The organism is Microvirga sp. 2MCAF35 (assembly GCF_052115545.1).
In the GTDB taxonomy this organism is placed as follows: Bacteria; Pseudomonadota; Alphaproteobacteria; order Rhizobiales; family Beijerinckiaceae; genus Microvirga.
Genome location: NZ_JBFRGW010000012.1, coordinates 50932 through 62898 on the forward strand (window position 1 = coordinate 50932; position 11967 = coordinate 62898).

General features: G+C 66.5%; 7 protein-coding genes. 4 read left to right on the top strand and 3 right to left on the bottom strand.

Features of this window, described 5'->3' with window-relative positions; translation table 11 throughout:
• The first annotated feature begins 8 nt into the window (after window positions 1-8).
• The 4 genes from addB to AB4097_RS08565 all read left to right on the top strand — a co-directional run bounded on the left by addB (window position 9) and on the right by AB4097_RS08565 (window position 7880).
• A complete protein-coding gene (gene addB / locus AB4097_RS08550) occupies window positions 9-3176 on the top strand; it encodes a double-strand break repair protein AddB (RefSeq protein WP_442038449.1) in 3168 nt (1055 codons plus the stop codon).
• A complete protein-coding gene (gene addA, locus AB4097_RS08555; RefSeq protein WP_442038451.1) occupies window positions 3173-6607 on the top strand; it encodes a double-strand break repair helicase AddA in 3435 nt (1144 codons plus the stop codon). The genes addB and addA overlap by 4 nt, the downstream gene beginning before the upstream one ends.
• Before the next feature lie 100 nt (window positions 6608-6707).
• Entirely contained in the window at window positions 6708-7028 is a 321-nt protein-coding gene (gene trxA, locus AB4097_RS08560) for a thioredoxin (RefSeq protein ID WP_009490441.1), read from the top strand.
• A gap of 249 nt (window positions 7029-7277) precedes the next feature.
• Window positions 7278-7880 carry a DUF930 domain-containing protein gene (locus AB4097_RS08565; protein ID WP_442038454.1) on the top strand — a complete coding sequence of 201 codons (603 nt, stop codon included), beginning with the start codon at window positions 7278-7280 and terminating at the stop codon, window positions 7878-7880.
• Between the two features lie 10 nt (window positions 7881-7890).
• Here AB4097_RS08565 and AB4097_RS08570 read toward each other — a convergent pair whose 3' ends face one another.
• The 3 genes from AB4097_RS08570 to trpA all read right to left on the bottom strand — a co-directional run bounded on the left by AB4097_RS08570 (window position 7891) and on the right by trpA (window position 11888).
• Window positions 7891-9237 (bottom strand): bifunctional folylpolyglutamate synthase/dihydrofolate synthase, encoded by a 1347-nt coding sequence (locus tag AB4097_RS08570; protein ID WP_442038456.1) that lies wholly within the window; start codon window positions 9235-9237, stop codon window positions 7891-7893.
• Window positions 9238-9982: 745 nt separating this feature from the next.
• Window positions 9983-10894 carry an acetyl-CoA carboxylase, carboxyltransferase subunit beta gene (gene accD, locus AB4097_RS08575; RefSeq protein ID WP_442038458.1) on the bottom strand — a complete coding sequence of 304 codons (912 nt, stop codon included), beginning with the start codon at window positions 10892-10894 and terminating at the stop codon, window positions 9983-9985.
• A 154-nt stretch (window positions 10895-11048) separates the two neighbouring features.
• Window positions 11049-11888 (bottom strand): tryptophan synthase subunit alpha, encoded by an 840-nt coding sequence (gene trpA / locus AB4097_RS08580; RefSeq protein WP_442038460.1) that lies wholly within the window; start codon window positions 11886-11888, stop codon window positions 11049-11051.
• Between the last annotated feature and the right edge of the window lie 79 nt (window positions 11889-11967).

Genomic DNA, 11967 nt, shown 5'->3' on the forward strand with positions numbered 1-11967 from the left:
GTTTTCGAGTGCCGACCCAGCCGCGCGTCTTTTCGGTTCCTCCGGGTTGCGCCTTCCTGCCGACCCTGGTGGACGCGCTGGTCGACGGCCATCTCGTCGGCCCGCTGCCGGATGATCCCGCGGCCCTGTCCGACATCACGATCTATGTGCCCAACCGCCGTGCCACCCGCGCGCTGATCGCGCTGCTCGCCGAGCGCGGCGCCGGCCGGGCGCAGCTTCTGCCGCGGATCGTGCCCTTGGGCGAAACCGACGAGGCCGAGTTCGAGCTGACGGGGCTGGAAGGCACGCCGCTGCAGGAAGCCGCGAGCCTCAAGCCGCCGATCCCGCCCCTGGAGCGCCGCCTCATCCTCACGCGCCTCGTGCAGCGCTGGTCGGCCGAGGTGGACCGCGCGCTGCTGCAGCTCGGCCCCGAGGTGCCGTTCATGGTGCCGGCCTCGCCCGCCGACGCGGTGAACCTCGCGGGCGATCTCGAGACCCTGATGGATGCCTTCACGACGGAAGGCATCGACTGGCATGCCCTCGAACTGGCGGTGGATGCGGACTACTCGAAATATTTCGAGATCACGCGCCACTTCGTGCAGATCGCGAGCGAGAACTGGCCGAAAATTCTCGCCGAGCGCCAGGCGAGCGACCCTGCGCAGCGGCGCAACGCGCTGCTCGACGCGGAGGCGCGGCGCTTGACCCGCGAGCGGCCCGAACACCCGATCATCGTCGCGGGCTCGACCGGTTCGGTGCCGGCGACCGCGCACCTCATGGGCGTCATCGCGCGCCTGCCCAAGGGCGCCATCGTGCTGCCGGGGCTCGACACGGCTCTCGACGAGGAGAGCTGGTCGACCATCGGCGGCATCGGCGACGACGAGACCGATCCGGTGCACGGCCATCCGCAGGCCTCGCTTCGCCGCCTCCTGGACAAGCATGTGCGCATCACGCGCTCCGCCGTCACCGTTCTCGGCGAATTGCCGGATGCCGCGCAGGCCCGCAACCATCTGCTCTCCGAAGCCCTGCGCCCGGCAGATACCACGGACCGCTGGTCGCTGATCGTCCCTGAGGATCGCGTGGCCCTGAGCGCACGCGGCTGCGAGGGGCTTTCCATCATCGAGGCGATGGACGAGCGCGAGGAGGCGCTGGCCATCGCCATCGCGCTGCGCGAAACCATGGCTCATCCGCACAAGACCGCAGCCCTCGTCACGCCGGATCGTGCCCTCGCCACCCGTGTGACGGCGGAGCTCGCCCGCTGGGGCCTAAGCGTCGAGGATTCGGCCGGCATTCCACTCTCCGACACGCCTGCAGGACGCCTCGCGCGACTGGCCGCGGAAGCGGCGGCCGACGACCTGCGGCCCGTGCGACTTCTCGCGCTGCTCGCGCATCCGATGGTGCGGCTCGGCCTGCCCCGCGAAACGGTCGAGCATGCGGCAAGCGTGCTTGAAATCGGCGTGCTGCGCGGGCCCGCTCCCGCGCTCGGCATCGAGGGCATGCGCGCCGCGCTCGCCAGCCGCCGCGCCGGGAACGATCACCGCACGCCGCGCCCACGCAGGCGCCTGTCGGAGGCCGACTGGGACCTCGCAGACGAATTGCTGCAGCGTCTCGGCGTTGCCTTCGACACGTTCGCGCCGTCCGTTCATGGCGAAGGGCGTCTCGACCTCATGTCCCTCGTGGAGCATCACCGCCGCGCCGTCGAGTTGCTCTGGGCCGGCCCCGAGGACGAACCGGTGGAGCAGAACGACGATTCCTCGAAGGAGGCGCTCGCCGCGCTCTTCGACGATCTCGAACATTCCGACATCCGCGAGGAAGAGGGCCATCCCCTCGCGGGCCGCTTCGTCGATTATCCGACCTTCTTCACGGCGCTCGCCAAGCAGCGCTCCTTGAGCCCTTCGCCCCGCGCCACGCACCGGCGCCTGAAGATCCTCGGTCTTCTCGAAGCACGTCTTCTCTCGGTCGACCGCGTGGTGCTGGGCGGACTGGACGAAGGCTCCTGGCCGCCGCGCACGGTGACGGATGCCTTCCTCAACCGACCCATGCGTTCGCGCGTCGGGCTGATGCCGCCGGAGCGGCGCATCGGCCAGACGGCGCATGATTTCGTGCAGGCGCTGGGCACGCACGACGTGGTGATCACCCGCGCGCACAAGCGCGACGGCTCGCCCATGGTGCCTTCGCGCTTCCTGCAGCGTCTGAAAGCCTTCACCGGCAAGGACGTGTGGGAGCGCATGACGAAGGCCGGCGAGTATTACCGCCGGCTCGCGCGCAATCTCGACACGCCGGAACCCGCGCCGTCGCTGCCGCGCCCGCGGCCGAAGCCCGATCCGGCGCTGTTCCCGCGCTCCTTGAGCGTTACGGAAATCGAGACCCTGGTGCGCGATCCCTATTCGATCTTCGCGCGCCATATCCTCAAGCTCGACGCGCTCGATGCGATTGCCGTGACGCCGAGCGCGGCGGATCGCGGCACGATCATCCACGACGTGCTTGGCACATTCGCCGAGCAATACCCGAAGGCACTGCCGGCCCATGCGCAGGAGATCCTGCTCGCGCTTGGCACCGACGCCTTTGCCGACATCGCCGAGGCCTATCCCGAACTCTACGCGGAATGGTGGCCGCGCTTCACGCGGCTCGCCACCGAATTTGTCGTGTGGGAGCAGAACCGCCGCCCAGACCTCGTCGAGGTCTACGCGGAACGTTCCGGCCGCCTGTCGATCCCGCTGCCGGACGGCACGATCTTCAACCTGCGTGCCCGCGCCGACCGCATCGAGCATCGCCGTGACGGCCGCTTCGCCATCATTGATTTCAAGACCGGCCAACCGCCCGGCGTGAAGGAAGTCTATGCCGGCTTCTCGCCACAACTGACGCTGGAAGCCATGATGCTGATGAAGGGCGCCTTCAAGGGGCTGCCGGTGGCGAAGGACACGCCGGACCTGATCTACGTCCACACCACCGGCGGGCGCGAGCCGATCAAGCCGCGCGAGATCGGGCCGACCGGCAAGGAAGAGCGCTCCGTGCCCGAGATCGTCGAGGAGCATCGCCGCCGGTTCGAGGGCATGATCGTGCGCTATGCCAAGGGCGAAGCAGCTTACGTCTCGCGGCCCTTTCCGAAATATGCGCGCAAGTTCTCCGAATACGACCATCTGGCACGGGTGAAGGAATGGTCGCTGGCGAGCGCGGGCGGGGCTGAGGGATCCGAATGAGCACCGATCTCGTCATCCCGGAATACACCAAGGACGCACAGCGCCGCGCCGCCAACCCGCGTGCTTCCGCCTGGGTGTCGGCCAATGCGGGCGCGGGCAAGACCAAGGTGCTCACCGATCGCGTCGTACGCCTGCTGCTCGCGGGTTCGCTGCCGGGCCGCATTCTCTGCCTGACCTTCACCAAGGCGGCGGCCGCCAACATGGCGATCCGCGTGTTCGAGCGCCTCGGCCGCTGGGTTACGCTCGACGAGGAAAGCCTCGTCAAGGAGCTGACGGAGCTCGAAGGCGAGAAGCCGACGCGCGCCCAGGTGAAGCTCGCGCGCACCCTCTTTGCGCGTGCGGTGGAAACCCCCGGTGGCCTGAAGATCGACACCATCCACGCTTTCTGCGAGCGGCTTCTGCATCTCGTGCCGTTCGAGGCCAATGTGCCGGCGCGCTTCGCCGTGCTCGATGAGAGCCAGACCGACGAGATGCTGTCCCAGGCCACCGCCAACGTGATGGCCGATGCGGCCAGCGGCAATTTCCCGGAACTGGCCGAAGCGCTCGATACCATCAGCGTCGACGCGGTGGGCGATGCGCTCTCCGGTGCGATCAACGCGGCCTTGAAGTGCAAGACCTTCCTGCACGATGCAACAGGCCCTGCGCGGCTTCGCAGGGAACTGGGGCTCGGCGCTGACGAGACGCTCGAGAGCGTCGAGACCGCCATGCTCGAAGGCGGGGTCAGGCCGGAAGAATGGCCCGCCATCGCGCAAGAATTGCTCGCCGGCAAGGCGACCGATCAGAAGCGGGCGGCGTCCTTTATCGCGGCCGCCGAGGCGAAGGAGAGGTCGGAGAAACTCGAAAACTATCTCTCGATCTTTCTCACCGATGCCGGCACGCCGCGCAAGGGATCGGCTTTCCTGACCAAGGATGTCGGCGAGAGCTTCAAGGACCGGCTGCTGCGCGAGCAGGAGCGGGTGTGCTCCCTCATCGACAAGCGCAAGGCCGCGCGTGCCGCCGAGCGGACCGGCGCGCTGTTCACGCTCGCGGCCGAGATTCATACTCGCGTCGAGCAGGCGAAGATGCGCCTCGGCGCGCTCGACTTCCAGGACCTGATCGACAAGACCCTGGCGCTGCTCTCGCGCGGCGACACCGCCTGGGTGCTCTACAAGCTGGATCGCGGCATTGACCACGTGCTGATCGACGAGGCGCAGGACACGAACCCGGAGCAATGGGAAATCCTGCGCAAGATCACGGAGGATTTCACCGCAGGCGCAGGTGCGGCCGCCTCACGCGTGCGCACGCTCTTCGCCGTGGGCGATCCTAAGCAGTCGATCTACGGTTTCCAGGGAGCCGCCCCGCAGGAATTCGAGACGACGCGCCGGAGCTGGTCGCAGAAGGTGAGAAACGCCGAGCTCCATTTCGAGGACGTCTCGCTCACCATGTCGTTCCGTTCGGCCAGGGCCGTGCTGTCGGCCGTGGACGCCACCTTCGCGGTCGAGGCGAATTTCAAGGGCCTGTCTTTCGAGGACAAGGCGGTCGGCACCGTGCACGAGAGCGCGCGCCCGCACGCGCCGGGCCTCGTGGAAATGTGGCCGCTGGAAATGCCCGCCAAGGAGGAAGAACCCGAGGCCTGGGTGCTGCCCATCGACGAGCCGGAGCAGCATTCGCCGCCCGTCGTCGTCGCGCGCCGCATCGCGCAGGCGGTGAAGTGCTGGACCACCAAGGGCGACGAGATGGGCCGCCTGTGGTCCGCCGGAGACGTGCTCGTTCTGGTGCGCAAGCGCGGCGCGGCTTTCGAGTCGGTGATCCGCGCGCTCAAGGAAGCGAGCGTGCCCGTGGCCGGCGCGGACCGGCTCAATATCGGCGAGCATATCGCCGTGCTCGATCTCGTGGCAGCCGGACGCGCGGCGCTTCTGCCGGACGACGATCTCACGCTCGCGACTGCCCTGAAATCGCCCCTCGTCGGCCTGACCGACGACGATCTCATCCGCATCGCCGCCGACCGGGCGGACGAGGAGTCGCTTCACGCCGCCCTGATGCGCCATGCGGAAGTGGGTGACGCAAAAGCCAAGCGCGGATGCGAGGCCTTGAACGCATGGCGCGCTCTTGCGCGCGTCCACGGCCCCTTCGGCTTCTTCGCCACCCTGCTCGGTCCGCGCGGCGGACGCTCGCTGCTCGTGGCGCGCCTGGGCAGCGAAGCGGGCGATGCCATCGACGCCTTCCTGTGCTTCGCCCATCAATCCGAGATGACGGAGACGCCCTCCCTCACGGTCTTCCTCAACCGGTTCGAATCCGCCTCGCACACGATCAAGCGCGACCTCGATTCCGTGAACAACGAAGTGCGCGTGATGACCGTGCACGGCGCGAAGGGCCTGGAAGCACCCATCGTGGTGCTCATCGACGGCTGCGAGGTGCTGGGGAGAGATCCGCCGCTGCTGCAGCTGCGGACCGCGACCGGCGGCAGGATCCCGGTCTGGGCGCCCGGCAGGACCTCCGATTCGAGCGTGATGAGAGAGGCGCGCGACCTTCTGCACGCCAAGGGCTACGAGGAGCACAACCGCCTGCTCTACGTCGCCATGACCCGTGCCAAGGACCGGCTGGTGATCGCCCCCTACCGGACGAACGGCAACGAGACCAAGCAGGAAGCCTGGTGCGAGATGATCCGCCACGGGCTCGTTGCCAAGGCCGGCGGCCTGGAGCTGGACGAGGCCCCCTACGGCCCGATCTCGGTCTGGCGCGACGGCTCACCCCTTGCGCGCACGATCAAAGCCGAATCCGACGTGCCGCCTCTCGATCCCATCGCGGTTCCTGACTGGCTGACCACGTCCGCCCGGCCGGAGCCGGAGCCCCTGCCCCCGATCCGCCCCTCCAGCGCGCTCGGCGCCGCAGACCGCATGACGCGTCCGGGCGACGGACCTTATGCGCCCGAGGCTCGCTTACGCGGCACCCTGGTCCATGCCCTGCTGGAGCGCCTGCCCGCACTGGCGCCCGAGCACCGGGAGAGCATGGCGCGCGCCTACATCAAGGCCCGCGCCCCGCGTCTTCCCCAGGACCTGGGCGAATTGATCCTGACCAATGCCCTCGGGGTTCTCGACCATGCGGACCTGAAGCCTCTCTTCGGCAAGGGATCGCGGGCGGAGGCGCCCATCGCCGGGCGGGTGCTCACAGTCGAGGGCGAGATCCTGGTATCGGGCCAGATCGACCGGCTGGCCGTGCTCGATACGGACGTGCTGGTGGCCGATTTCAAGACCACGGCGCGCCCGCCGAAGCTGGGCCAGCCGCCGCCGCGCTCCTATGTGGCGCAGCTCGCCCTCTACCGGGCGCTCCTTGCCGAGATCTATCCGGAGAAGCGCATCCGCACCTTCCTGATCTGGACCTCGGGGCCCGTGATCCACGAGCTCCTGGAACCCGACCTGGAATCCGCACTTACCCTCATCAAAGCGGCGTGAGGGAAGGAGCCCTTGCTTGATTCCCTCAAGCCGGGTTCTTACCTTGGCCCTATAGCCGAGCGGCTCGACGCTGAGTCGCGCTCAAGTCAAAGGTGATCTGATGGCAACCGTAAAGGTGACCGATTCAAGCTTCGCGCAGGATGTCCTGCAATCCTCCGAGCCCGTCGTGGTCGATTTCTGGGCGGAATGGTGCGGACCCTGCCGCATGATCGGCCCGGCCCTGGAAGAGATTTCCAACGAGATGGCCGGCAAGGTGAAGATCGCCAAGCTCAACGTGGACGAGAACCCGCAGATCTCCTCCCAGCTCGGCATCCGGTCGATCCCGGCCCTGATGGTGTTCAAGGACGGCAAGGTCGTCGCCCAGAAGGTCGGCGCCGCCCCCAAGGGCGAGCTCTCCCGCTGGATCCAGGCTTCGGCTTAAATCCGTTGCTAGAATCGCACTTAACTTCATGGCCGGGCTTGTCCCGGCCATCCGCATTTAGGCTCATTTATACCTGACTGTCCGTCCGAACATTGCCGCACTCTTGCTACAATGTCACCCGATAAGGCTTAAGCTTGGCCATAGAGGGGTGTTCGGGAATGGACGCCGAACGCAGACATTTTGAGCCGAAGGATAAAGCAACTTACTTTCCTCCCTCGTGCCAAGGCATATGGCGTCATCGTCTCGTCAGTGCTGCACACCCTTCTGCTTCTGCCGTTTACCTTTCCGGCACCTTCCCGTCGCCCGTCGCCGCCTCTGCAGGAGGGCCTGCCGGTTGAAATCTGGACACCGGAGCAATTGCGGGAACTCACCCATTCGGCGCGAACAGAAGCCGCCGACCAGAACCTGCCGCAGCCAGAGGCATCTGCCGACAAGGCCAATCCTGAACGGCTGGGCACAATCCGTGCAACCCAGATCCTATCGGGCGAGGCGCTTGCTCATCCCTTAAGTCGTAAGATGCGTGAGATGCTGCCGCTCTTCCAAGAAGATACGCGGCTGGAGCAGCTCTGCGATATTGAAGCGATGGCCCAGATCGCAGTATCGCTCAAACAGTTCCATCCTGACCGGATCGTCGCTTATGCAAAGTCGGACGTGACAATCGGAAACAACAGCGTTGTTGCCGAGGGAGCCGCGTTCCGCAGCGAGAGGAAATGGTATGACTTGACCTTCAGATGTGGCCTCAGCGCAGATCGCCAAGCAGTGCAAAGTTTCGAGTTTTCCGTCGGCAAGGCCATCCCAAAACGCTTATGGGACACGTACAATCTGCCCGATCCGATGCTCGATACAGATTAGATGCGGCTCCCTATTCCGGCAACGTCCCGTTCGCCGCCAGCACCTCGCCGGCGAGATAGAGCGAGCCGCAGATCAGCACGCGGGGCGGGTGGTCCCAGACGTAGTTGTGGAGCGACGCGAGGGCCGATTCGACGCTCGAGGCCGTCGACGTGGTGAGCCCCACGCTGGCCGCGATGGCAGCAACCTCTTCCGCCGGGCGCGCGGCGATCTGGCCTGAGATCGGCACCGCGATCACCTCGCGGGCGAGGCCGGAAAAGTTCTTGAAGAAGGCCTGACTGTCCTTGGTGCCGAGCATGCCGGCGATCAGCACGAGGGGCGCGTCCGAGCGCTCACTCCGATCCGCCATGGCGGCGGCGAGCACCCGGCCGCCGTCGGGATTGTGCCCGCCGTCGAGCCAGAGCTCGCAGCCCTGCGGGGCAATCTCCGGCAGGCGGCCCCGGTTGAGGCGCTGGAGGCGGCCCGGCCATTCGGCGCGGGTGAGGCCCGACTCGAAAGCCGAGGTCTCGAACTGCCCGAAGCCGGCTGCGCGAAGCGCCGCAATCGCCGTGCCTGCATTCGTGAACTGATGGCGGCCGATAAGCCGTGGACGCGGCAGGTCGAGAAGCCCTTTCTCGTCCTGGTAGACAAGGCGCCCGCCCTCTTCGTGCACGGAAAAGTCCTGCTGGCCGACGAGGAGCGGGGAAGCGCCGATGCGCTCGGCTTCGCCGACCAGGGTCTGGTCGGCTTCGGTGTAATCCTGCGGGGCGATGACGGCCGGGCAGCCGGGCTTGAAGATGCCGGCCTTCTCCCTGGCGATGGCCTGCAGGGTCGTGCCGAGATATTCCGCGTGATCATGCCCGATGGGCGTAACGACGGCGGCCGCCGGCCGGTCGATGACGTTGGTGGCGTCGAAGCGACCTCCCAGGCCGACTTCGAGCAGGAGCACGTCGGCGGGCTCTTCAGCGAAGATCAGCAGGGCCGCCGCGGTCGTGATCTCGAACACCGTGATGGGCTCCCCCGCGTTCACCGCCTCGCAACGGCGGAAGGCCTCGACGAGCCTCTCCTCGCTCACATAGCGGCCGCCGCCGCCGATCCGGCCCAGGCGGATGCGCTCATGAAAGCGCACGAGATGGGGCGAGGTATAGACGTGGACGGCAAGTCCCGCGCTTTCCAGGATCGCCCGCATGAACGCGATGGTCGAGCCCTTGCCGTTGGTACCGGCCACATGGATGACCGGCGGCAGGCGGCGCTCCGGATGGCCGAGCTGGGCCAGAAGCCGCTGGATGCGCCCGAGCGAAAGATCGATGGTCTTCGGGTGCAGGGCGAGAAAGCGCGCGATCAGCGCATCGGAGGACTCAAAAGCACCGCTAACACTCATGTCCGACTTCCTCATTCCCTTCAGGATGCCGGGACTACCACTTGCCGCTTGAGGGGGGAAGAGAGGCGTCGTTAGGCGGCTCGTCGCTTAAGCGATCAGGTGCATAGGAGTGGCCCGTGACCATGTTGCTGCCAGATCCGCGCTATGGACGCTCCTCGTGATAGCCTTTCCTTGTCTTGAACGCACCGAATTTCGCCTATGTGACGCAATGCACGGCCCCCGGCCGCAAAGTGGTTCAAACTCCGATCATCGCCGACGGAGGGGCCGATGATCAGGGTATGTGGAATCGCACTGGCTGGATTCTTGCTCGCTGGGCTTAAGCCTACGTTCGCGGAACCCGGCCCTCACGAGAGACAATGTATCGTAGGGGAGCAGCGTATTAACGGTGTGTGCCGGGCCTTATCGGAAGGCGCTGGCACGCGAACAGGCGACCAAGGCAGCACCGGCAATCGCGGGGATGCCGGCCGGAGTGGTGCCGGCAGATAGCCAGCCTGACGGTGTGGAGTCACTTCGGACAACTGTTCACGCGCCTAGCACATCGTGCGGAAAAGTGGATCCGGTTTTCCGCCCCCAACGATGTGCTCATCGAAAGAGCGGAGCATCGGATTGACCCCAAAAGTGCAAATCCACTTTTGGGTCCGATGCTCTAGCGTCGACGACATTGGACATGATTGAGAGGATGGTCGCCGCTTCGCGCACCGTCATTGACGGTGCGCGTCGGAGGATTCCATCGCCCTGGTCTCGCTTACTCGGCGGCCGCAGCCGTGATCTCGGCGTTCACCGGCACGGGATTAACGACAGGGCTGACGGCCGGTGCCTTGGTGAAGAGGCGCGACAGGCGGGCCACCGTCTCCTTCAGGTCGTGCCGGTGCACGACCGCGTCTACCATGCCATGATCCTTCAGGTATTCGGAGCGCTGGAAGCCGTCGGGCAGCTTCTCGCGGATGGTCTGCTCGATGACGCGCGGGCCGGCGAAGCCGATGAGCGCGCCGGGCTCGGCCAGATGCACGTCGCCGAGCATGGCATAGGAGGCCGTCACGCCGCCCGTGGTCGGGTTGGTGAGCACGACGATGTAGGGCAGCTTCGCGTCGCGCAGGCGGCGGATCGCCACCGTGGTTCGCGGCATCTGCATGAGGGACAGGATGCCCTCCTGCATGCGCGCGCCGCCGGAACCGGCGAAGAGCACGAAGGGCGTCTTCTTGTCGAGCGCCGTCTCGGCGCCCTTGATGAAGGCCTCGCCGGCCGCCATGCCGAGCGAGCCTCCCATGAAGCCGAAATCCTGGACCGCGATGGTCATCGGGAGTTCGGCGACCCGGCCGAAGCCGACCTTGAACGCGTCCTGCTGGCCGGTCTTGGTGCGGGCGTCCTTCAAGCGGTCGATATAGCGCTTCTCGTCACGGAATTTCAGCGGATCGACGGCCACCTCCGGCAGGGCGACGTCGAGCCAGGTGGCGCCGTCGAACATGAGCTGAAGGCGCTGGGTGGCCGAGATGCGCATGTGATGGTTGGAGCCGGGGATCACCCACTGGTTCGCCTCCACGTCCTTGTGGAACACGACCTGTCCGGTCTCCGGGCACTTGATCCAGAGATTGTCCGGCGTCTCGCGCTTGAAGAGCGTCTTGATCTTCGGACGGACGACTTCGGAAATCCAGTTCATCGCTTTACCTTCCTGTCAGCACCCCGGAAGCCCTCATCCTGAGGAGGCCGTCAGGCCGTCTCGAAGGATCAGGGCGTCTCCCGTGCTCTCTGGACCCTCCTTCGAGACGCAGCCTTCGGCTGGTCCTCAGGATGAGGGTCCGTCAGTCTATGTATTAGGCCGCCGCGCGTTTTGCCACCGAGCGGACGCCTTCGCTCAATTCCTTCACCAGCTTCGTGACCGCCTCGACCGAACCTGCCGTTGCGCGATCCTCGGCATCGAGGGTGCCCTTCAGCGCGTCGATGAGGGCCGAGCCGACCACCACGCCGTCGGCCCCCTTGGCCACCGCCGCCGCATGGGCGCCGCTCTTGACGCCGAAGCCCACCACCACCGGCAGGGGCGTATGGCGCTTGATCCGCTCCACGGCCGCCGCGACCTTGCCGAAATCGGGCGTCGCCGCGCCTGTGATGCCGGTGATCGACACGTAATAGACGAAACCCGCTGTGTTCGCGAGAACCGCCGGCAGGCGCTTGTCGTCCGTGGTCGGGGTGGCCAACCGGATGAACGCGAGGCCCGCCTTGAGAGCCGGCAGGCACAGCTCGTCGTCCTCCTCCGGCGGCAGGTCGACCACGATCAGGCCGTCGACGCCCGCCTCCTTGGCGTCAGCGAGGAAGCGGTCCACGCCGTAGACGAAGATCGGGTTGAAATAGCCCATGAGGATCACGGGCGTGTCCGCATCCTCGGCCCGGAAGCGACGGATGAGGTCGAGGGTCTTGACCGTATCCTGGCCCACCTTCAGGGCGCGCAACCCCGCCGCCTGAATGGCCGGTCCGTCGGCCATGGGATCGGTGAAGGGCAGCCCGAACTCGACGATGTCGGCACCCGCCTTGGGCAGGCTCTTCAGGATCTCCAGAGAGATCTCGGGATCCGGGTCGCCGGCCATCACATAGGTGACGAGAGCGGCGCGGCCTTCCGCGCGGCATTGTTCGAAACGGGCTTCGATGCGCTTTGTCATGGGCGGGTCTTTAGCACGGAGAGGAGAGAATGAACACGCGTGTCATTCCCGGCCGGAGCGTAGCGGAGGGGAAGGGAAT